This is a genomic window from Nocardia sp. NPDC051750 (assembly GCF_044453135.1).
Taxonomy (GTDB): Bacteria; Actinomycetota; Actinomycetes; order Mycobacteriales; family Mycobacteriaceae; genus Nocardia.
Genome location: NZ_JBITCK010000001.1, coordinates 1,374,876 through 1,397,176 on the forward strand (window position 1 = coordinate 1,374,876; position 22,301 = coordinate 1,397,176).

Consider the following 22,301-nt stretch of genomic DNA (forward strand, 5'->3'; position numbering starts at 1 on the left):
TAGGTTGATTCTGGGCGGTCGTGGGCCGCCTGGTGTGCAAGTTCCCCGCGAACGGCCGCACCATCACACCGCCCGGGCCGGTGAGGGACCGGGCGAGTAGGACGTATCCGGAGGAACTGGAGTGAAGTTCAAGCGCAGCAGCGCCCTCGTCGGCGTACTCGCCGCCGCGATCCTGCCGTTGGCTGCCTGTGGCAGCGACGACAACGCGGGTGCGACCGGTGTCGAAGCCAATGCCGATATCCAGTGCGGTGGCAAGCAGGCGCTCAAGGCCAGCGGTTCGTCGGCGCAGAAGAACGCCGTCGAGCGTTTCGCCGCCGCCTACGAAACCAACTGTGATGGTCAGACCCTCAACTACACCTCGAGTGGTTCGGGCGCCGGTGTGAAGGAATTCCTCGGCGGTCAGACCGATTTCGCCGGTTCCGACTCGCCGCTGAGCGAGAAGAAGGGTGAGGTCGCCGACGCCGCGAAGCGCTGCGCATCGCCCGCGTGGAACCTGCCGACCGTCTTCGGCCCGATCGCCATCACCTACAACGTCAACGGTGTCACCGATCTCGCGCTCGACGGCCCGACCTTGGCCAAGGTCTTCAACGGCACCGTCAAGACCTGGGATGCTCCCGAAATCAAGGCGCTGAACCCGGACGCGCAGCTGCCCGCCGAGCCGATCAAGGTCATCTACCGGTCCGATGAGTCCGGCACCACCGACAACCTGCAGCTCTACTTGGACGCCGCCTCCGACGGTGCCTGGGGCAAGGAAGCCGGCAAGGTCTTCAACGGCGGTGTCGGCGAAGGCGCCAAGGGCAACGAGGGCACCTCGGCCGCGGTGAAGTCCACCCCGAACTCCATCTCGTACAACGAGTGGTCGTTCGCCAAGGCGCAGAACCTGTCCGTCACGCGGGTCATCACCTCCGCCGGCCCCGAGCCGGTCGAGCTGACCTCGGCGACCGCGGGCAAGGCCATCGACGGCGTCAAGATCAAGGGCGAGGGCAACGACCTGGTGCTCGACACCTCGTCGTTCTACAAGCCCACCGAGACCGGCGCCTACCCGATCATCCTGCCGACCTATGAGATCGTGTGCTCGAAGTACACCGACGGTGAGGTCGCGACCGCGGTCAAGGCGTTCCTGCACTCCGCGATCAGCAACGGCCAGGAAGGCCTGGAGGACAACGGATACGTTCCGATCCCGGAGAAGTTCAAGACCAAACTGACCGCGGCGATCGACGCCATCTCCTGATAGCGCGAAAATGACAGTCAACCCAGAGGTAGCCTCCGCGGGCTCGTCCACCGGGACGAGCCTGCGGAAGGCCGGAGACACCGCATCCATGTCGAGCGACCCGAACAAGCCGCCGTTACGCAGCGACGGTGGCGCACGCGGCCAGCGGGCCGAAATGGTTTTCAAATCGCTGGCCGTCGCCGCCGCCGCGATCATCGTGGGCTCGATCGCGCTGATCGCGTTGTTCCTGCTGATCCGTGCGGTGCCTTCGCTCGGGGCTGACCAGGTGAACTTCTTCACCAGTACGGAGTTCAACACCGGCGATGCGGACAACCTCCGCTTCGGTATCCGTGACCTGTTCATGGTGACGGTGTTGAGCTCCGCTTTCGCGCTGATCATCGCGGTGCCGATCGGTGTCGGTATCGCCTTGTTCCTCACCCGCTACGCCCCCAAGCAGCTGGCGCGGCCCTTCTCGATGCTGACCGATCTGCTGGCCGCCGTGCCGTCGATCGTGTACGGCCTGTGGGGGCTGCTGGTCCTGGCGCCTTATCTGAAGCCGCTCCAGCACTTCCTCAACGACAACCTGGGGTGGTTCTTCCTGTTCGCCGACGGCAATGTGTCGATTGCCGGCGGTGGCACGATCTTCACGGCCGGCGTGGTGCTGGCCGTGATGATCCTGCCGATCATCACCTCGGTGGCCCGGGAAGTGTTCGCGCTGACCCCGATGGCGCATATCGAGGCCGCGCAGGCACTCGGCGCCACCAAATGGGAAGTCGTGCGGATGACCGTGCTGCCCTACGGGCGCAGCGGTGTGATCGCCGGCTCCATGCTCGGCCTGGGCCGGGCGCTCGGTGAGACCATCGCGGTGCTCATCATCCTGAAAACATCCGCGGATGCCGGCGGCTGGTCACTGTTCGACGGTGGCTTCACCTTCGCGTCCAAAATCGCCTCGGCTGCTGCCGAATTCAGCGCGCCGCTGCCGACCGGTGCCTATATCGCGGCGGGCTTCGTGCTCTTCGTGCTGACCTTCGTCGTCAACGCGCTGGCCCGGTTCGTCGCGGGCGGAAAGGTGAACGGCTGATGGCTACCATGACCAAGTTCGATCAGCCGATCAAGCCACCCACCTTCCGGGATGTGAGTACCGCCCGCAAGGTCAAGAACAATATCGCCACCGGCCTGTTCGCGCTGTGCTTCATCATTGCGCTCATCCCCCTGGTGTGGGTACTGGGAATGGTGGTCACCAACGGTCTCGAGGCGATCCTGTCGCTGGACTGGTGGCAGAATTCGCAGAAGGGCATCCTGCCCGATCAGACCGGCGGCGGTGTCTACCACGCGATCTACGGCACCATCGTCCAGTCGGCGGTGGCGGCGGTGATCGCGGTCCCGCTGGGCATCATGGCCGCGATCTACCTGATCGAGTACGGCACCGGCCGTTTCGCCAAGGTCACCACCTTCATGGTCGATATCCTGGCCGGTATCCCCTCGATCGTCGCGGCGCTGTTCATCTTCGCGCTGTGGATCGCGACGCTGGGCTTCCCGCAGAGTTCCTTCGCGGTCGCCCTGGCACTGGTGCTGCTGATGCTGCCGGTGGTGGTGCGCAACACCGAGGAAATGCTCAAACTTGTTCCCGACGAGCTGCGCGAAGCCTCCTATGCGCTCGGTATCCCGAAATGGAAGACGATCGTCAAGATCGTTATTCCGACCGCCCTGCCGGGCATGATATCCGGCATCCTGCTCGCGCTGGCCCGCGTGATGGGCGAGACCGCGCCGGTGCTGGTGCTGGTCGGCTACAGCAAGTCGATCAATACGAATATCTTCGACGGCAATATGGCCTCGCTGCCGCTGCTGATCTACCAGGAGCTGGCGAACGCGGAAGACGCGGGGCGCCAGCGCGTATGGGGTGCGGCGCTCACGCTCATCCTGCTGATCGCGGTGCTCTACCTGGCGGCTGCGGGTGTCAACAAGTTCCTGATGCGGAACCGATAAGGCGGAAACGGAAAAACATGGCCAAGCGCATCGATATCAAAGACCTGAACATCTTCTACGGCAAATTCCATGCCGTCGCCGATGTCTCGCTGAACGTGTTGCCGCGCAGCGTGACCGCCTTCATCGGCCCGTCCGGTTGTGGTAAGTCCACCGTGCTGCGGTCGCTGAACCGGATGCACGAGGTGACCCCGAACGCCAGCGTCTCCGGCGCCGTCATGCTCGACGGCGAGGACATCTACGGCTCCCAGGTGGATCCGGTCGGCGTGCGCCGCACCATCGGTATGGTGTTCCAGCGGCCGAACCCGTTCCCCACCATGTCCATTCGGGACAACGTGGTGGCCGGCCTCAAATTGCAGGGCGTGCGCAACAAGGGGGAGCTCGACGAGGTCGCCGAGCGCTCGCTGCGCGGCGCGAACCTGTGGAACGAGGTCAAGGACCGGCTGGACAAGCCTGGCGGCGGGCTGTCGGGTGGTCAGCAGCAGCGACTGTGCATCGCCCGGGCAATCGCGGTGTCGCCCGACGTGCTGCTGATGGACGAGCCCTGTTCGGCACTGGACCCGATCTCCACCCTGGCGATCGAGGACCTGATCACCGAGCTGAAGAAGGAATACACGATCGTCATCGTCACCCACAACATGCAGCAGGCCGCTCGGGTGAGCGATAAGACCGGTTTCTTCAACCTGGAGGCCCAGGGCAAGCCGGGCAAACTGGTCGAGATCGACGATACCGAGAAGATCTTCTCCAACCCCGGCGAAAAAGCCACCGAGGACTACATCTCCGGCCGCTTCGGCTGAATTATCGGCGCCGCCTCCGGCGTCGCGGGTGCTGTATTTTTGGCGCCGCCTCCGGCGTCGCGGGTTCGGGGCCCCCTCGTGTCTCGAATCTTCCCTCCTCCGCTCCTCCGCTCCTCCGCTTCGCTCCCCCGCTCCGTCAGTCCAGATCCGAGACGGGCCCCGAACCATTGAGGTGGGGGAGCAGGCAGTCGTGGTCGGGGTGGTTGCCCGCTGGCCGCTCCGCCGGCTCAGCCGCGCGTAGCGGTCGTGACGGGAAATCCGGACAAAAGACAGTGGCCCGAGGGTTTCCTCGGGCCACTGTCTTGGTTCGGCGGGCGATCCGGGTCAGGATTCGGTGTCGGTGTCCGGGGGCAGCTCACCGGTGACCAGGAAGACGACCCGGCGGCCGATCTCCACCGCGTGATCGGCGAAACGCTCGTAGTACCGGCCGAGCAGAGTGACATCGACCGCGGCCGCCACTCCGTACTTCCATTCCCGGTCCATCAGCAGGGTGAACAGGTGGCGATGCAGATCGTCCATCGCCTCGTCGTCCTGGTTCAGCTGCGCCGCGCGCTCGGGGTCGCGGGAGTCCAGTACTTCCTTGGCACTCTGGCCCATACTGACCGCGACCCGGCCCATCTCGGCGAAGTAGCCGTTGACCGCCTCGGGAAGGGCGTGGTTGGGATGCCGGCGCCGGGCCACCTTGGCCACGTGCAGGGCGAGGATTCCCATCCTGTTGACATCGTTGACGATCTGGATCGCACTGACCACTTGCCGGAGGTCACCGGCGACCGGGGCCTGCAGTGCGAGCAGCGCGAACGACTTCTCCTCCGCATCGGCGATCATCTCGGCGATCCGATCGCCCTCGCTGATGACCTGCTCCGCCAGCGGCAGGTCGGCCTGGAGCAGAGCCTGCGTGGCGCGATCCATGGCCGAACCGGCAAGACCGGCCATCTCGCCCAGCAGGTGGGCGAGATCGGCCATTTGCTCGTTGTAGATGACACGCATGAAACAGAAGACTAGTTCGCACTACTGTCCACGTCACCAACAGTGGGTGAATAACCCGGTCACCGGGCTGTACGGGCCCGGTTCACTGCACGGCGCAGGGGTCGTCTCCCGCATTCACATGCTCGAGGTCGGAAGGTAGTTCCACCGGCGCAGTGCTGGCGGCCGGAACATCGGTGATCGGGCTGCCGACCGGAGTGGGCTCGTTCACCGTCTGCTGGTAGTTCTCGCCGAGAACTAGTTCGACGATACTGTCCAGCGAATCGTCGAGCTCCATCGTGGCCCCGGGGATCGAGCTCGCTACTGTCGCCGCCTCGGCCTCGTAACCGGTGGAATAACGGACCTTGGTCTCGGGTGCGTTCCCCTCCGTGTAGTTGCCGACGTTGTAGATGCCGAAACCGACATTGGCCATCTCACTGGCGGTGGTGTTGGCCAGGCCGCCGATTCCCGAACCGTTGGAAACCAGGAGTGAGACGGTGCTCGGGTCCACCGCGATGAGCGACGGCGGCACCGGGGCTTCCGACGTGGGCGGTGGGGCCGGAGCGGTTTTCTCGCCCGGCAGCGGCTGGTCGTCCCGGATAGCGCGGAAGATGGCCTGGATATCCGAGGTCCGGGGGATCTCGTTGCCGTAGGACGTGGTGCCTGCGGTGGGGACGGTCAGGAAGGTCACCGCCCCGGATTCCAGGTCCTGTAGCGACCGGCCCAGCATCAGCAGGTCGTTGGGCTCGACTCCGTCGACGAAGGTCGCGTTGGTGAAGGCTTTGATGAACCCGTTCAGCTTCCCGGGGTCCAGCAGAACCTGGCCCGACAATGCCCCGCGGAGAAGTGAAGCCAGAAACTTCTGCTGCCGATTGATGCGGTCATAGTCGCTGCGCTCTTCGCCGTAGATGTGCCGGGCCCGCACATAATTCAGCGCGGTGGCGCCATCGATGCGCTGGCGGCCGGCCTCGGGAAGGATTGTGCCGAGCACGCCGTCCTCCAGCGGCTGAGCGGTACATACCTCGACCCCGTTCACCGTGTTCACCATCTGCTCGAACCCGGCGAAATCAATACCGATGAAGTGATTGATCGTGCTGCCTGTCAGCCGCTGGATCGTGCCGACCAGGCACTTCGGACCGCCGAGGGCATACACCGCATTGAGCTTGCCCCCCATTTCCGAGGGGTAGACGTCTTCGGTGTAACCCGGTTTCTCGTTGTCCCACCCGTTGCACTCGGGCCGGGTGACGTCCAAGTCGCGGGGGAAGGACATCACCACCACTCGCTGCCGGTTCTTCGGGATATGTACGAGCATCGTGGTGTCGGCGCGCGCACCCTCGGCGTCTTCGACGGTGCCCGCGCCCAGATCCCCGTTGGCGCCGGCGCGGGTGTCGGTGCCGACGATCAGATAGTTCTCGTCGCCGAGCTGGGCATTGGCATCGATCACATCGTCTTCGTTGTCGGCGAGCGCGGAAACCTGGGTGAATCCGTTGTTCGTGGCGCGCAGATAGCTCCAGCCGCCGCCGGTGATCAGCAGCGCCAGCACCGAGAGGAAAGCGACGCCGGCGCGTACGGCCATACGCATTCGCTTCTCGCGCCGCGACTGCCCGGCCGACCGTCGTTTCGGCTTGCCGACTGTTTCGGACTCGGCGACCTCCGAGGTGGGCCAGCCGCCGGTATCGGTTCGGCCGCCGACGCGTGCGCCGTTCTCGGCGATGGGCGCCAGCACATCGGTGACGTTCTCATCGGTCACTACAGGCGCGGCGCGCTTACCGCCGCGGCGGAGTGTGCTGCGTGATTGCCGGGAGCGTTTCGAGGCCCGCTCATCGTCGGCTCGGGGCTCATCGGGCATCGGGGCAGGCGGCCGCGGCATCGCGGCCGCGGCCTCGCCGTCGGCCTCGCCGACCGGCGCGGGGGCGGGTCGCCGGCCATTGGGTGGCCGGTTCCGGGAGGTATCCCGGGCCGGTTTTCCGGAGTTCGGGGGTGCGCCTGTGTTCTGTGGTGCGCCCGGGGCCGGGGGTACGGCGGGCCGACCTTCGGTCGGTGGCCTGATCGCGCCCCGGCCGGGTGGTAGATCGCCGCCGGGGCGGGCGGAGGGATCCGGGGGCCGGGGAGTGGGACGAGCCGGTGCGCCCTGATCGGGATCGGCGCGCGGGGCGGGGCCTGCCGGGGGCTGCGGCCGGGCCGCCGGTGGCTGCGGCCGGTCGGGGCGTCGCGGGTCCGGTCCGCCCCGCGGTGCCTGCCGTGGTGGCGGCCCGCCGGGCAGGTCCGGGGGAGCGCCCGGTCCGGGTGCCGGTGGCCCGGGCTGCCGGGCCGGGCCGGCGGGTGGCCGGGTGGGTTGCGCTGGGGGACGGGCCGATCGAGCGGGGGGTGGTGCCGCGGGACCGGGTAGATCCGGTCCGGCCCGGTGATCGGCGCCGTGCCGGGGTGGCGGCCCCGCCGCCGGCGTGGGGCGGTCCGCAGCCGGTTGTCCGGGTGCGGGCGGCGACGCATGTCGTCCCGTATCGCCCGCCCGCCGCCGGGTCGTCCGCTCGCTGTCCACCCGATCGACCAGATCCTGCACCGTCAGGGGCGCCTGATCCGCCGGCGTCTCGGGTTGCCGTTGCCGCCGCGCCCCTCGTGCGCCGTCCATTTCGGGGGGCTCTGCCGCGGGATATCGCTCCCACGGTGCGCGACCTCCGGGCCGTGGTGAACGCCCGTTCCGATCGTCACCCACCAATGAACCTCGCTCTTTCGCAACTCGCTGCCGTCACAGCCGTGCTCGAAAGGCTGTAACGGGATTCCGCAATGATAACGATTTCGCCACTGAGAGCCACTCGGACGTCTCGAGCGGGTGAGAGGTGCGGGTAATGCTGGAAAGTTGCCTGGAGGTATGTTTCCATGCCCCGAGCGGCGGTTTCGCCTACCCGGGGTCTCGGCGTGTCGGTCCGGTCAGCCGCCGCTGTGCATCACATCGGCCGCGGTCGGGACGGTTCCGTCGTCCGGATCGTCGAGCCACCCGTGCGGCAGCGCGACCTTGCCGGGTGAGCCCTGGCGGCCGCGCGGTCCCTCGGCATCGGGGGGGAACGGAACGGCCGGATCGAGCTGGGCGATCAGTCCGTCGAGTTCGTCCAGCGTGGACACCGTGGCAAAACTCCGCCGCAGATCGGCGCCGAGCGGAAAGCCCATGAAGTACCACGCCATATGCTTGCGGAGATCGCGCATACCTTTGTCCTCACCGTGATGTTCGGCGAGCAGCCCCGCGTGACGGGCCAGGATCTTGCCCACTTCGCCGAGGGCGGGCGGTGTCGGGGCGGGCTCACCACGCAGGGCGGCACTCAGTTCCCCGAACAGCCAGGGCCGGCCCAGGCATCCGCGGCCGACCACGACGCCGTCGCAGCCGGTCTGCGCCATCATCGCGACCGCGTCGCCCGCGCTGAAAATATCGCCGTTGCCCAGCACCGGAATGGTGGTCACGGCCTCCTTGAGCCGCGCGATGGCCGACCAGTCCGCCGTTCCGGAGTAGCGCTGGGCGGCTGTGCGGGCGTGCAGCGAGACGGCCGCGGCGCCCTCGGCTTCGGCGATCCGCCCGGTGTCCAGATAGGTACGGTGTTCGTCATCGATCCCGATGCGGAACTTCATGGTCACCGGGACACCGGCCGGTTCGGCGGCCCGGACCATCTCCCGGACGATCGAGGCGAACAGGTTCCGTTTGTAGGGCAGTGCGGCGCCGCCACCGAGCCGGGTCACTTTCGGTACCGGGCAGCCGAGATTCATATCGATATGGTCGGCCCAGCCTTCACCGACGATGATCCGCACCGCCTCGCCGAGCGTCGCCGGGTCCACGCCGTACAACTGCATGGACCGCGGCGACTCGCCCTGGTCGAAAGACATCATGTGCAGGGTTTTCTCGTTCCGTTCGACGACCGCACGGGCGGTGATCATCTCGCAGACGTAGATCGCCGTCGAACTGCCGAACTCCCGGCACAGTTTCCGGAAGGCCAGGTTGGTGATTCCCGCCATCGGGGCGAGCACTACCGGCGGATCGACCGAGTAGGGGCCGATCCGCAAACCTGTCTCCTGTTCCACTTCTGCCTGCACAAGGTCCTATTTTCCCTGCTGCCGCGGGGGTAGTCACTATCGGGTGCCTCACCGTGCGGTGCCCGAGGTGGTCAGGGGGCGGCCGGCCGATACCGGCTGTCGTGTGATCTGCTGGGCATTCGAGGTGGGTGCCGGCCGGTGATGTCGCGGGCCACCGCTAGCCTCGTCTGCGCCGAACCACCGGAGTTCGCGGCCCGACCCGGGCGGTGACGACCGGCGGTGTGGACCTCGGGATCACCGGGCAGCCTATCCGCGCTGCCGGCGGCGAGGTGATCGAACCGCCGCCGGAGCTACGCAAGTGAACACAGCAGCGACCGGCCTGTGGAGCGAACCCGGTCACCCCGGACCGCGGTCGGAATCGGCACAGGCGGCCACCTATTTCCGCTGACAGAACCTTCCCGGGAGCGCATCGAACCGCGGACGAACGAAAGAGGACGACAGCATCATGGCCGACCAGACCGAAGAATCCGCCGGTACGCCGAGCGAGGGCGAAGGCGGCAGGACCGTTTCCCCGGGCAAGGGCACCGGGGAGCGGCCCGCGGACAGGCCGGGCACCGTATCCATCCACGTGTCCAGCCTGGTACGCGGCGTACTCATTGCCGTGCTCGCGGTGGCGGCGATCGTTTTCGCCGTCCTGTACTTCACGGCACGCGGCGAGTTGTCCGACCGTGACGAACGCGCCGCCGACGACCACCGTGCCGAACAGCTGGCGACCGAGTACGCGGTCGGCGCGGCCACGGTGAACTTCCAGGATCTCGACGCCTGGATCGCCGCACTGAAGACGAACACCACGCCGCAGCTCGCGGGCAAGTTCGACGAGACAGCGCCGAAGCTGGAACAGATCCTGGTACCGCTGCAGTGGACCTCGACGGCGACCCCCATCACCGCCAAGGTCATGTCGGAGCAGGACGGGGTGTACAAGCTGAATGTTTTCGTCAACGTGACCTCGACCAACGCCCAGAACCCGGACGGTACGCAGACCACGGTCACCTACACGGTGACGCTCGACGAGAACGAAGGCTGGCAGGTCACGGACGTGGGTGGCGTGGACGGGGCCCTCCCCACGAACTGAGTGCGGAACCTGTGACCCTGGCCCGGCACCGGGCATGTCCGAGTCGGGAGCGGCTGAACCCTCAGGGAGCGTCGCCGGGTAACCCGCTGGGCAGGCCTGGTTGAACGTGGCGCCGCGACCGGGCAGCGAATGCAACGGGCCGCCGGTTTCCCGGCGGCCCGTTGGTGGTTCGCGCTGAACTGGTCCGTTCTCAGCTGCTGGCCGAGGCGAGAGCCTTCTCTCGTTTGGCTGCTTCACGGGCGAGCATGCGGTCGCGCTGTTCCTCGAATTTGACGACGTCCTTGGACAGTTTGTCCAGGAAATCGCCGAGCCGTTCCCGGGTCTGTTCACCGTGTGCGGTGAAGTCGGTGCGGCCGAAGATGTTCCACTTCTTGAGGACCGGCTGGACGACCTCTTCCAGGTGCTGGCGCAGATCGTAGATGCCGTGTTTGGCCATCAGGACCCCGTTGCGCCGGAAATTCGGCATGCCGGCGCCCGGCATCTGGAAATTCTCCAGAATCAGGGTGATGGCGTCGAGTGCCTGGTCGGGGCAGAGGTCGAGGGCGGCGCCGCACATGTTGCGGTAGAAGATCATGTGCAGGTTTTCGTCGGCCGCGATGCGCTGCAGCATGCGGTCGGCGATGGCGTCGTCGCAGACTTTGCCGGTGTTGCGGTGGGAGACGCGGGTGGCGAGTTCCTGGAAGGTGACGTAGGCGACCGAGTGCAGGAATCCGGCGTCGGCTTCGGCGGGGGAGGCGAAGCCGTTGGTCATGTGGACCATGCGGGCTTGTTCCAGGGCGACCGGGTCGACGCCACGGGTGACGACCAGGTAGTCGCGCATGGCGATGCCATGGCGGTTTTCTTCGGCGGTCCAGCGTCCGACCCAAGTGCCCCAGGCGCCGTCCTGGGAGAAGTTCTCGGCGATTTCGCGGTGGTAGGAGGGCAGGTTGTCCTCGGTGAGGAGGTTGGTGATCATGGCCGCTTTGGCGACCTCGTTGAGCTTGGATTGTTCGGGGTCCCAGTCGACGCCGCCGAGGGCGGCGAAGTTGCGGCCTTCGTCCCAGGGGACGTAGTCGTGCGGATGCCACTCTTTTGCCATGGAGAGGTGCCGGTTGACATTCTGCTCGGCAACCGGCTCCAACTCTGTGAGCAGCTCGAGTTGAGTCAGATCCCTTGCCATGTGATCAAGCCCTTCATATGTTGCGTTCGTGCCGGTCACTTGATGTAGACCGCTGCCGATGCGGCCCTACCTTACGGCACCGTAGGTGTGATGCGAAACGCATCCGACGGACAAAGAGTGCACGGTGGTGCACATTTTCCTGCCACCGGCCGTCACAGAGAGTGTATGGCCCGAAACTCGGTTATGGGCATATCGAGCGCCTTCCCAATTGTGTTAGCCGGGGTGGGAAACGGCACATCCTCGGGGTGCTGGAGGTACCGGTCCGGCCGGAGCGCCGGACTCGCGCCGCTGCTCACGGAGGTCTTTCCAGGCTGGGCAGGCGGGCGCCGAGGGGGTGCGCTCCGGGGTGAGCGGGGATCATACGGGCCGATTGAAATCACAGTGGCGGCGGGGTAACCCTGGTGGAAGTCACAGGCCGGTGTGATACTGCCGACAGGGTGGTTCCGGCCGGCCGCCTGCCCGGAAACGCGACGGGCGCCCGGTCGTGGACCGGGCGCCCGAGGTGCCCCCACCAGGGCTCGAACCTGGGACCTGCGGATTAAAAGTCCGTAGCTCTACCAACTGAGCTATAGGGGCGCGGGCGCAAGTGTACTGGGAAGCGCGCGCTATTTCGTAATCGGGTGGTTACGCTGGTGCTTTCTGTCACTCATCCCGCTTCGGCCGATGTGTCCACGCTCCGTCCGGGATCGCCACGGCCGCGAGGTCGGGCGAGGTCGGGCGGCTCCGGGGTCGGCTCGGGTGAGGTCGGCGGCGGAAAACCATACCTATAGGTATCGAATTACGGTACCTCCGGCATTGTTGATACAACGGGTGGCACGATACGATCCAAATATGTTGGATACCAATGCCTTTGGATCGGTAAAGGCGGAGTTCTCGCAAAAGTGGGTTCTCGGAGCGTATTTCCCGGAGTGTCGGTTGACGGCTGCTCGTGAGCGGGACGGCAGGCGCCGAGGGATGGGAGTGGCCGGCTGAACTCCGGTCCGAAACCTGCCCGCGCGGGCGGACATCCGGTGCTGTCTCCGGTGTTTCGCTCGACCATTCGGGGCTCGGCGAGCCATCGCATGTTCGCAAAATCCGAGTCGCCGAATCATAGCCCGCTCTATCGGTTTACCGCGTGTCGGTACCGGATTCCGAGTACCGTGACGAATCAACGAATTCGGGGTGTTACTCGGGTCGACGCTGCGGGAGGCGGATCGGGGACGAGTCAGAGCGCAACGGAGTTGCCCGGATGCGCACCCCCTGCGGCGCACCCGGGCGTTCAAATTATACCAGCCGGTGTGTTTTGTCTTCGGGCTGGGTTTCGAACCAAAAGTTCGATACGGGTCAATAAACCGACCATTGGTCGGATACAACAGGATAAGTTCGCACCGTCGGCACGCTCGTCCAAAGCAGCTGATCGGTCGCGGGCATTCCGCAGGTGGAAATTCCAGCGGATGCACAAGGCTTCGGAGGCGTTTCGAGCATGGCACGGCAGCAAGAGCGGGCCCGTCGGACACGGGCAGCAATTATCCGGTCCGCCGCCGTTGAGTTCGGGAAGAGCGGCTATGCCGCGGCTTCACTCAACCGCATTTTGGAAGGGTCGCGGGCGACCAAGGGCGCCATGTACTTCCATTTCGATTCGAAGGAAGATCTGGCACGTGCTGTACTCGATTCCGCCATCGAACACTACAGCCACACCATCGACCGCTGGCTCGTTCGCGCGGAACTGGGACCGCTCGATATTCTGCACGGCGTCTTCGACGAACTGGCATTGCGGCTCGAGCACGACATCATCGTTCAGGCGGAGTTCCGTCTCGTCATAGATCCGGGTTTCGGGCAGCAGAATCGCGGCGGCTGCCGGATGCTCTCCTCGACCATCCGGGGTCTGGCGGCCGGGGCGATCGACCAAGGGCAGTTGCGACCCGACACCGATCCGGACAGTTTCACGCGAACACTGGCCGGCGCGCTGATCGGTCAGCGCTACATCGTCGATGCGCATGCGGGTGGACCCGATCTGCGTACGCGGTTCCGGGAGTCGCTGGAGGTCGTGGTGCGGGCGAGCTGCACGACGGAGTGGTCGGAGAAGTTCGGGCAGCACGGGTGGCGGGCGTACGCACGCCTGGAAGAACTGGGTTCGACTACCTGACCAGCCGATTTGGGAATTGTGCGCACCCTGACATAAGCTATGCGAGCTCCCAACGGACAGCCGTTGAACAGCCGGTCCGGAGAGATCCGGGACGAGCCCCCTTCGTCTAGCGGCCTAGGACGCCGCCCTTTCAAGGCGGTAGCGCGGGTTCGAATCCCGTAGGGGGTACGACCTACGAAAGTAGGTTGCACAGAGCAAGGCCCTGTGGCGCAGTTGGTTAGCGCGCCGCCCTGTCACGGCGGAGGTCGCGGGTTCGAGTCCCGTCAGGGTCGCCAGTGGATGTCGGAGCGATTCGCCATCCATCGGATGGCATTCGTTCCGGGTGCCTGCGGCCAGGTAGCTCAGTTGGTACGAGCGTTCGCCTGAAAAGCGAAAGGTCGCCGGTTCGATCCCGGCCCTGGCCACAATGAACCCCTGATCGCATGCGGTCGGGGGTTTCTGTTCGTCCGGACCCGGTGCGGGTGGGATGCTGGAGTCATGGCCGAACGGTGGTACTACTGTCTGAAGCATCAGCGTGCCGAGCGCGGGCGTCAGTGCTGGTTTCGCGACAGGATGGGTCCCTATCCGGATCGTGCGACCGCCGAACGCGCGCTCGACATAGTGCGGCAGCGCAACGCATCGCAGGACGCGGCGGACCGGGCTTGGCGCGAAGGACAATGAGGTAGCAGGCTGCCCGTGGTGGCCGGTATGACCGGTGCGCTGCGGCTGCGGGTACGCGGTTGGGCTACCGTTCACGAGTAATACGTAGCGACGCCTGCGGCTGATCGGTCGGCCGACGGGCGAGACCAGCAGGGAGGGCGACCCTTGAGGGTTACCGTTGTTGTGCCGACCTACAACGAGCGGGACAATCTGCCGGTTGCGGTGGAACGGCTGACGGAGCTACCCGTCCCCGACCTGCACGTGCTGGTAGTCGACGACAACTCCCCGGACGGCACCGGCGAGGTGGCCGACAAACTGGCCGTCGATATGCCGAATGTCGTCTCGGTGCTGCACCGCACCGAGAAGGACGGTCTGGGCCGCGCCTATATCGCGGGGATCACCCGTGCGCTCGACGAGGGCGCCGATGTGGTGATCCAGATGGACGCCGACCTGTCCCATCCGGCCGAGGTCATTCCGGCCATGCTGGATCGGTTGACGCAGCCGGGTACCGGGGTGGTGCTCGGATCCCGCTACGTTCCCGGCGGCTCGACCGCCGCCGAATGGAAGTGGTATCGCAAGGCGCTCTCCGCCTGGGCGAACTTCTATGTCAACGCCATCCTGCGGCTCGGCATCAAAGACGCTACCGCCGGGTTCAAGGCATGGAAGGCCGATACGCTGCGCGCGATCGAGATCGAGTCGATCCGTAGCAACGGGTATTCGTTCCAGGTCGAGATGAACTATCGGACCAAGAGACAGGGTTTCGGGATCTCCGAGGTACCGATCCGCTTCGAGGAACGCACCCTGGGTGCCTCCAAGATGAGCCTGGCAGTACAGCTGGAATCCGCGCTCATGCCGTGGAAACTGCTGTTCGGACGGTCGCTCTAGCCACCCGCCGGCCACTCGCGCAGGGTGTCCAGGTAGAGCTGCCGGACCGCGGCGACCTCACGGCCCATATCCGTGGGATCCCAGCCGGAGACATCGATCGGCGGCAGGATCGCGACATCGACCGTCCCGGGACGCGCGATCATGGAATCGCGGCGGCCGACCTCGGCGGCATTGCGGATCACCACGGGGACCACCGGGACCCCGGCCTGCGCGGCGATATGGAACGCGCCTTTCTTGAACCGGCCGGGCTGCGGGGTGTAGGACCGGGTGCCCTCGGGCGCGATCGCGATCGACAGTCCGTCGCGCAGTGTGTGGATCACCGGCGCAAGCGAGGCCTTGGCCCGGTCGGTATTCGAGCGGTCGATGAAGGTGACGCCGACGAATCGCATCAGCGGGCCGAAAATCGGATTCCGGATCAGTTCTTTCTTGCCGACCCCGGTGACTCCCGGGCCCAGCACGGCCGGAACGATGAGTACGTCGAACTGGCTCTGGTGGTTGAACAGGAACACCGCCGGCCGGGGGTCGCGGGCATGTTCGGTGCCGGTGACCCGGAGCCGGACTCCACACAACCACAGCGGCCAGCGGGTGCCGTACCGCAAGAGGGCATCGGCCATCGCACGGCGGCTTCGGGTGTGCGCCCGGCAGAGCACGCCGAAGAGCGCGCCACCGAGCAGTGCGGCGAATCCGAGCACGGTGCGCGGGTAGTCGACGGCGGCGGGCGCGGTCCGTGCGCTGACGTCGACCCCGGACCAGCCGTTCTCCGCCGCGGCGGCCGCGAGGGCCGGATCGGGTGCGATCGGGGTCGGCGTTCCGCCGCTCGACAGCAGGGGGACATCGGCAGCGGCGCCGGCATAGACGTAGGACCGCCGGAGGTCCACGCCCTGGTCGGTGGCGAAGCCGGATACGATCGCGGCTTTGTCCGGGCCGTAGGGCACCGGACCGGCCGGCCGGCCGGTGAGGCGGCCTGCGGCTACTTCCGGCCGGGCGCCGAGGACGTGGGTGATACCGAGCGCCGCGGCCGCGGGCCCGAGTTGGCCGTCGGTCGCGGTCCCGACCAGGACCACCGTGTGCCCGGCCGCGATGTGTTCCTGCACCAGGCGCCAGACTTCCGGGTACAGCCGGTCGTACCAGCCTCGTTTGAAAACGCGCTCACCCAGTGCCGTGAAGTCGTCCGGTGCCCGGCCGGCGGCCTGCTGGGCGATGCGTCCGAGGAAATCGGGCCCCGATTCCGCGCCGCTGTGCCGCAGCTGTTCGAACAGGAGACCGATCAGTTCCCGGTCGGGGCCGCGAAACCGGCGGGCGGGCATGGTGCGCAGGTCCGCGATCGCGGACAGGTCGAAGATCGCGCCGATATCCGCGCCCTGCGGGCCGGACCGGATCGAGCTGACCAGTGTGTCCGGATGCACGGTCCGCGAGGCCGGGAGCTTCCCGGCTTCCCGGGTACTCATCGGGTCCGCCCGGCGGTGAGGTTGGAGGGGTCGAGGGTGGCGGCACGGGAGATGCGGATTCCGATGGTGCCCAGCCGGTGGGCGAAGTCCCGCCGGGCCGCGGACAGCGCGGCCACTGCTTCCGCCGAATCCGGATCGGCGGCGTCGACCAGCCCGTGGTTCGCGGCCAATTCGAGCGCACTGCCGAAAAGTTCGGTGGACACCGACTCCGTACTGTGCAGACGTTTCTGCAGCAGCATCTGTTTGCCGACCGATACGCATTCGGCGATGAACTCTTTGCGGTCGATATCCACGATCGGATCCCGTGCGGCCAGCCGTTCGGCGACAACCAATTGCGCATCGAAAAAGGAGCGCAGCACGCGATGGGCCATCATGAAACCGGTACCGGTGAGACCGGCCAGGATTTCACTGCCGAGCGTATCGCGGGGACGGGTTCGCCACGCCGGATCCACCACCAGCATTTCCGCGGTGATCCGCTCGGCGAATTCGGCCCGGTCGGGAAAGAAGAATTCGAATTTCAGCAGATCCCGGAGGCGATACGCTTCCGCCCAGCCGATATCCAGGGCATCGGCATCCGGTCCGATGGCGCCGGCGGCCGGATCATCGGGCGCCGCCTCGACCGCGGCCAGGATGGCCAATTCGAGAATTGCCCGGTCGACGAACCAGTGGACGGCGCTGTTGCGGTAGAACGCGGCTTCGAGATGGGCGCCGGGTTCGATCGAGTACACCGGCTCGACGCCGCCGCGATAGACCGTGACCACTTTCGCCAGGGACAGCTGTTCCAGGACGACAGCCAGGCTGTTCTCGTCCCGCAATTTCGCGATCTCGCCCCTGGGGAGATCGCGCTTCTCGATGTAGTCCAGGACCGGGTTGAGTACCTCGCAGACTTCGGCCCGGGTCAGCGCGCGGTCGTGCACGCCGAGTAGGGCCAGCGCGACCAGTGCGTTCACGGTGATCGGGGTGACCGCGTTGATCCCGACGGCCACATCGAAGGCGAGCCGCTGGACCGCCCGGCGTTCCCGCTTGCCCAGATGCTCGCCCAGGGTGTCCAGTTCCGCGCGCGGCGCGGGTCCGGTGGTATCGGTACGGTGCAGCGGAATCGAGATCGGCGGCTCGGTGAGCGGGTCGCCGTGCGTGGCGAGCCGGTCGCGCGCCGAGAGCGGATCGCCGAAGCGTACGTACACCTGACCGGCCGAATGCTGCTGGTTGCGCACATAGCGGGCGAGCCAGGCCAGACCTTCGGGCTTCTTCCGGCCACCCACCTGCTCGTCGGCGATGGCGCCGAGTTCGTTGAGCCGCTCATAGGTGATCGACACCGGTACGAGGAGTGCGTCGGCGACGCGGCCCCGGCGCACGGCCGCCGCCAGATAGTTCAGGAGTCCGTACCGCGGCGGCCGCAGTTTTCCGGTGCGGGTGCGGCCACCCTCGAAATACCATTCGAGATTGAATCGGCGGGCGAGCAGATAGCCGAAATACTCCTCGACAACCGCCTGATAGACCGTATCGCCGCCGAAACTGCGCCGGATGAAAATAGTGCCGGTCCGCCGGGCGATCGGGCCCATCGGCCAGAAACCCAGATTGGCCCCACCGACGACATGGTTGGGTGGGAAATCATTGCGTGCCAGCACATCACCGAGCACGAAAGCATCCACGTAGGAACGGTGCGACGGCAGGAAAACCAGCGGATAACGCCGGTTGAGGTCACGTAACGCCGCGAGCCCGGATCGGTCGCAGTTCACCTTCCAGGTCGACGCGTGCACCGGGCGCATCGCCTGGGTGAACAGATCCGAGACCGTGCGGCTCTGCGCGGCGACCAATTCGTTCAGCGCCTTCTCGGCGCGTCGCCAGACTTCCCGGGGGTCGGTCCCGGTCTCGTCGGCGATATGTTCCAGCCGGCGCAGGAAATCGGGGGAGTCCAGGATCTCCTCGGTCACCAGTCGCGGCACCTTGTACCGGTCGCCGATCACGGTGCGTTCCGCGCGTTCCAGCGCGACGACCGCCGCCCGTACCACGGCGCGGGCGAAGGGTTCGGTATTGCCGGTGTGGTGCAGCGCCGCGGCCTCGGGATGATTGGTGCGCAACTCGCTGAGCCGGGCGGGAGCACCGGTGAGCACGATATGCCGGTCCGGGGAGCGCGCGATCAGCCGCCGCTGGGCGAACCGGTTGGGACGGCGGGGGTTGGTGAGCAGTGCCAGATCACCGAAGGTCACGCGCCGGACACCGTCGCGCTCGGGTGGCAGCCAGAGCACTCGGACCGGGATCACCAGCGGATCGTCGGTGCGGCCGGTGAGCCGGTCGGCCACGGCTCCGGCATCGAGATCGAGTTGGGTGACCGGGACGCGGACGCCGAGTTCGGCGGACAATCCGCCGTCGGCGATCCAGCGGCCGACCAGTTCCCGTTCGGTGCCGGAGGCCGAATCCACCAGCGCAACCACCGATTCCGGCGGGTCGTCGGAGGGCGTCGGTGCGCCACCGTGGTTCTCGATCATGGTGTGTGGATCCTCTGCGTCCGATCGGGGCTCACGGCTTTCTTGCCCGCTGTGGTCTGCGTGGGACTCCTTCGCCGGGAAGCCGGTCGCCGGCGGCGGTGAAATCCGAAACTACTCCATGCGAACACTATGGACGGCCCGCGCGCCGCACGGGGGCGGTTTGCTGTGTCGTTCGGGATACGGGTGAATCACGCGGCCCTGCTCGGACCGGACGGTGCCGCGGTGGGCGGCAGGCCGGACCGGAACCACTCACCGGGGCAAATGCATTCGGCCGCCGATCAACCGGGGGGCCGCGCCGGGCCGGTGCGGGCGACGCTGCCGGGATCGGTGGGTAGGGAGAACGACCCGCACGGTGGGTACCGGCGGGCGGGGAACTCGCAATATGCCTCATCGTGGAACAGGGACTGGAAAACGTGTGCGGCGCGTTCTGGTCCTTCAATAGGTTAGGCAACCCTATTTAATTTGGAAAGAGCGGGTCGCTGCCGCGCTGGTCCGGGTGCCGGTACGAGCGGGTGCACCCGACCGCCGGATCGTCACCGGATGCCTTTGTGCCCGGTGCTCGGCGGCCACGCGGATTAGACTCGCCGCATGAGTGGTTGGGGCGTCGGGGACATCCCCGATCAACAGGGCCGGACCGTTATCGTCACCGGCGCGAACAGTGGCTTGGGTGCGGTCGCCGCCCGGGCGTTGGCGGGTGCCGGCGCCCAGGTCGTCCTGGCCTGCCGGGACGTGGACAAGGGGCAGGCCGTCGCCGGGGAGATCGGGGAACGGGCGCAGGTCCGGCGGCTGGATCTGGCCGATTTGTCCTCTGTCCGCGAGTTCGCCGCCACGGTGGACGGCGCCGATGTCCTGATCAACAACGCGGGTGTGATGGCTGTCCCGCTGCGCCGCACCGCCGACGGCTTCGAAATGCAGATCGGTACGAACCATCTCGGCCATTTCGCGCTGACCGGCCTGCTGCTGGGCAAGATCCGCGAGCGGATCGTCACCGTCTCCAGCGGCGCCCACACCGCGGGGGCGATCGACCTCAACGACCTCAACTGGGAGCGCCGGCCCTATAAGCGCTGGCCGGCCTACGGACAGTCGAAGCTGGCCAACCTGCTGTTCACCTTCGAACTGCAGCGTCGTCTCACCGCGGCCGGTTCGGCGAAACTCGCCGTCGCGGCACACCCCGGGTATGCGGCCACCGGCCTGCAATCGCATACCGAGACGTTCCTGGACAAGGTGATGGCCCTCGGTAACAAACTGGCCGCCCAGAGCGCCGAGATGGGCGCACTGCCGGAACTTTTCGCGGCCACGGCGCCGGTCGAACCCGGTGGTTACTACGGGCCCACCGGGTTGGGCGGGTCGCGTGGTTACCCCGGTCCCTCCGGCTGTTCCAAACGAGCCAGGGACGAGCTCACCGCCCGCTCCCTGTGGGACCTGTCCGAGCGGCTCACCGGGGTGAAGTTCGACTTCGCCGGCTGAGCGGCGGGCCCGGTGCGGAGGCCGGGCAGGGGCGGATTCTTCGCCGGATGTCACACCTGAAGTGCGCGTGTCGTCGACACCACGAGACCGCAGCAACGAAAGGAACGAGACTATGGAACCCCGCGTCGATATCTTCGCCAACAAGGTCACCGCGAGCTTCAGCAAGCGCCTCATGACCGCCGAGAAAGTGGTCGTTGATTCGGGTCTGCCCAAGACCGTCCATGAGCTGGTGAAGATCCGGGTGAGCCAAATCAACGGCTGCTCGTTCTGCGTGGATATGCACACCAAGGACGCCGCGCACGCCGGGGAATCCCCGGTGCGGATCAACCTCGTGGCCGCGTGGCGGGAAGCCACCGTGTTCACCGAACCCGAACGTGCCGCGTTCGAGCTCGCCGAGGCGGCCACCCGGCTGGCCGACGGCGGCGGCATCAACGAGGAGACCTGGCAGCGGGTGCGCAAGCACTACGACGACGAGCAGATCGGCGGGTTGATCGCCGCGATCGCCGCGATCAATGCCTGGAACCGGATGAACGCCATTGCCCATACTCCGGCCGGCAGCTACGAACCCGGCCAGTTCTGAAATAGGTCCGGGGCGGAATTGTGCTGAGCATCACTTTCTTTCGGCAAATTCTGCCCCGGACGCACATCCGCGGTTCACCGCCTGGTAGCCTCAGCAATCGTGCAGCGCGTGTATTTCTGGTTTAGCAAGCCGGCCCGGGGTGGGTCGGTCTGCGGCAACCACGCGCGCTGACCAGTTTCCCCAGAGCCGGATAACGACCGGCTCGACGGGGAGGTATTCCGTGGGTCGGCCTGAACGAGAAGGACACCACCCACGATGACAATCGCAGTCGATATCGATGCCGACCATTGCGATCTGGACGATCAACGCACCGTCAGTATCAGCCCGTTACGTTCCCCGGCGGAAGTGCGCCGGGTTCATGCCATCACCGATGACCACGCCGCCACCGTGCGCGCCGGGCGCCGGGCCACGGTCGAGGTACTCGACGGCACCGACGACCGCCTCATGGTGATCGTCGGCCCCTGCTCGGTGCACGATCCCGCGGCCGCGCTCGAATACGCGCAGCGGCTCGCCGCCGCGCAGGCCGCGTTGTCCGACCGGCTGCACTTGGTCATGCGGGTGTATTTCGAAAAACCACGGACCACGCTGGGCTGGAAGGGCCTCATCAACGATCCCCATCTCAACGGCAGCTTCGATGTCAATACCGGGCTGGGTATCGGTCGTCAGCTGCTGCTCGATATCACCGCCATGGGACTGCCGGTGGCCTGCGAATTCCTGGACCCGATCACTCCGCAGTACATCTCCGATCTGGTGTCCTACGGGGCCATCGGGGCGCGGACCGCGGCCAGTCAGGTCCACCGGCAGCTCAGCAGTGCGCTGTCCATGCCGGTCGGGATCAAGAACGGCACCGACGGTGACGTCCAGGTCGCGGTGGACGGGGTCCGCGCGGCGGCGGCCAGCCATGTATTCCCCGGCACGGATCTGGAAGGGCGGTCCGCGCTCATCCAGACCGCCGGTAACGAGGACTGCCACGTGATCCTGCGCGGCGGGTCCAACGGCACCAACTACGACGCCGCCTCGGTCGCCGACGCGTGCGCCCGGCTGGAGAAGTCCAAGCTGCCGCAGCGGATCGTGGTCGACGCCAGCCACGGGAACAGCAACAAGGACCACAAGCGCCAGTCCCTCGTGGTCGCCGATATCGCGGATCGGCTGGCTGCGGGCGAGCCGGGCGTGGTCGGGGTGATGCTGGAGAGTTTCCTGGTCGAGGGCCGCCAAGATCTGACACTGGGCCGGGCCGGCGACCTCACCTACGGTCAGTCCATCACCGACGCCTGCATGGACTGGGAGACCACGGCCGCCCAGCTGGACCGGCTCGCCGAAGCGGTCCGCCGGCGCCGAGAGCGCTGAGGAGCACGGGTCGCTGCGCCTTCGGCGGCGCGGGTCGGGGCCCTGTCGGGCGTGTTCTTC

Annotated in this window: 16 protein-coding genes and 4 tRNA genes; 13 read left to right on the top strand and 7 right to left on the bottom strand. The window is 66.7% G+C overall.

Annotated features, from left to right (window positions below):
• Nucleotides 1-121: 121 nt before the first annotated feature.
• From pstS to pstB, 4 genes are all read left to right on the top strand, one after another.
• The gene (gene pstS / locus ACIA75_RS06110) at nt 122-1,231 is read left to right on the top strand and encodes a phosphate ABC transporter substrate-binding protein PstS (protein ID WP_397100398.1); all 1,110 of its coding nucleotides are present in this window, start codon (nt 122-124) and stop codon (nt 1,229-1,231) included.
• An 88-nt stretch (nt 1,232-1,319) separates the two neighbouring features.
• On the top strand, nt 1,320-2,291 hold the full coding sequence (pstC, locus tag ACIA75_RS06115) for a phosphate ABC transporter permease subunit PstC (protein WP_397100996.1): 972 nt from the start codon (nt 1,320-1,322) through the stop codon (nt 2,289-2,291).
• Complete coding sequence (gene pstA, locus ACIA75_RS06120) at nt 2,291-3,196, top strand: phosphate ABC transporter permease PstA (RefSeq protein ID WP_397100400.1); 906 nt, start codon at nt 2,291-2,293, stop codon at nt 3,194-3,196. Before pstC ends, pstA begins: the two co-directional genes overlap by 1 nt.
• A 17-nt stretch (nt 3,197-3,213) precedes the next feature.
• Nucleotides 3,214-3,990: a phosphate ABC transporter ATP-binding protein PstB gene (gene pstB, locus ACIA75_RS06125; protein ID WP_397100402.1), complete on the top strand. Its 777-nt coding sequence runs from the start codon at nt 3,214-3,216 to the stop codon at nt 3,988-3,990.
• A 324-nt stretch (nt 3,991-4,314) separates the two neighbouring features.
• Here the strand turns inward: pstB and phoU are convergent, their stop codons facing one another.
• The 3 genes from phoU to dusB form a co-directional block, all read right to left on the bottom strand.
• Entirely contained in the window at nt 4,315-4,977 is a 663-nt protein-coding gene (phoU, locus tag ACIA75_RS06130) for a phosphate signaling complex protein PhoU (protein ID WP_397100404.1), read from the bottom strand.
• Nucleotides 4,978-5,059: 82 nt separating this feature from the next.
• Entirely contained in the window at nt 5,060-6,802 is a 1,743-nt protein-coding gene (locus ACIA75_RS06135) for an LCP family protein (RefSeq protein ID WP_397100406.1), read from the bottom strand.
• Between the two features lie 1,079 nt (nt 6,803-7,881).
• Nucleotides 7,882-9,030, bottom strand: a complete 1,149-nt coding sequence (gene dusB / locus ACIA75_RS06140; RefSeq protein ID WP_397100408.1) for a tRNA dihydrouridine synthase DusB — start codon at nt 9,028-9,030, stop codon at nt 7,882-7,884.
• Between the two features lie 445 nt (nt 9,031-9,475).
• On the opposite strand from dusB, the gene ACIA75_RS06145 reads away from it, so the two are divergent.
• Nucleotides 9,476-10,102: a hypothetical protein gene (locus ACIA75_RS06145; protein ID WP_397100410.1), complete on the top strand. Its 627-nt coding sequence runs from the start codon at nt 9,476-9,478 to the stop codon at nt 10,100-10,102.
• Between the two features lie 190 nt (nt 10,103-10,292).
• Here ACIA75_RS06145 and ACIA75_RS06150 read toward each other — a convergent pair whose 3' ends face one another.
• Both ACIA75_RS06150 and ACIA75_RS06155 read right to left on the bottom strand, forming a co-directional pair.
• Nucleotides 10,293-11,261 (bottom strand): acyl-ACP desaturase, encoded by a 969-nt coding sequence (locus tag ACIA75_RS06150; RefSeq protein ID WP_397100998.1) that lies wholly within the window; start codon nt 11,259-11,261, stop codon nt 10,293-10,295.
• Between the two features lie 503 nt (nt 11,262-11,764).
• Nucleotides 11,765-11,837, bottom strand: a tRNA-Lys gene (locus ACIA75_RS06155).
• A gap of 886 nt (nt 11,838-12,723) precedes the next feature.
• Between ACIA75_RS06155 and ACIA75_RS06160 the strand changes: the two genes are divergently transcribed.
• The 5 genes from ACIA75_RS06160 to ACIA75_RS06180 all read left to right on the top strand — a co-directional run bounded on the left by ACIA75_RS06160 (nt 12,724) and on the right by ACIA75_RS06180 (nt 14,910).
• Nucleotides 12,724-13,386, top strand: a complete 663-nt coding sequence (locus ACIA75_RS06160) for a TetR family transcriptional regulator (protein WP_397100412.1) — start codon at nt 12,724-12,726, stop codon at nt 13,384-13,386.
• A gap of 95 nt (nt 13,387-13,481) precedes the next feature.
• Nucleotides 13,482-13,554 (top strand) — tRNA-Glu (locus ACIA75_RS06165).
• A gap of 30 nt (nt 13,555-13,584) precedes the next feature.
• Nucleotides 13,585-13,661 (top strand) — tRNA-Asp (locus ACIA75_RS06170).
• Nucleotides 13,662-13,716: 55 nt separating this feature from the next.
• Nucleotides 13,717-13,790, top strand: a tRNA-Phe gene (locus ACIA75_RS06175).
• Nucleotides 13,791-14,190: 400 nt separating this feature from the next.
• Nucleotides 14,191-14,910: a polyprenol monophosphomannose synthase gene (locus ACIA75_RS06180; protein WP_397100414.1), complete on the top strand. Its 720-nt coding sequence runs from the start codon at nt 14,191-14,193 to the stop codon at nt 14,908-14,910.
• Here the strand turns inward: ACIA75_RS06180 and ACIA75_RS06185 are convergent.
• Both ACIA75_RS06185 and ACIA75_RS06190 read right to left on the bottom strand, forming a co-directional pair.
• A complete protein-coding gene (locus ACIA75_RS06185; RefSeq protein ID WP_397100416.1) occupies nt 14,907-16,358 on the bottom strand; it encodes a 1-acylglycerol-3-phosphate O-acyltransferase in 1,452 nt (483 codons plus the stop codon). The genes ACIA75_RS06180 and ACIA75_RS06185 overlap by 4 nt on opposite strands.
• Nucleotides 16,355-18,847, bottom strand: coding sequence for a glycerol-3-phosphate 1-O-acyltransferase (locus ACIA75_RS06190; RefSeq protein ID WP_397100418.1), 2,493 nt, complete (start codon nt 18,845-18,847; stop codon nt 16,355-16,357). The genes ACIA75_RS06185 and ACIA75_RS06190 overlap by 4 nt, the downstream gene beginning before the upstream one ends.
• A 588-nt stretch (nt 18,848-19,435) precedes the next feature.
• On the opposite strand from ACIA75_RS06190, the gene ACIA75_RS06195 reads away from it, so the two are divergent.
• The 3 genes from ACIA75_RS06195 (at nt 19,436) to ACIA75_RS06205 (ending at nt 22,241) form a co-directional block, all read left to right on the top strand.
• On the top strand, nt 19,436-20,314 hold the full coding sequence (locus tag ACIA75_RS06195; protein ID WP_397100420.1) for an oxidoreductase: 879 nt from the start codon (nt 19,436-19,438) through the stop codon (nt 20,312-20,314).
• 112 nt (nt 20,315-20,426) lie between these two features.
• Complete coding sequence (locus ACIA75_RS06200) at nt 20,427-20,894, top strand: carboxymuconolactone decarboxylase family protein (RefSeq protein WP_397100422.1); 468 nt, start codon at nt 20,427-20,429, stop codon at nt 20,892-20,894.
• Nucleotides 20,895-21,149: 255 nt separating this feature from the next.
• On the top strand, nt 21,150-22,241 hold the full coding sequence (locus tag ACIA75_RS06205) for a 3-deoxy-7-phosphoheptulonate synthase (RefSeq protein WP_397100424.1): 1,092 nt from the start codon (nt 21,150-21,152) through the stop codon (nt 22,239-22,241).
• Nucleotides 22,242-22,301: the final 60 nt, after the last annotated feature.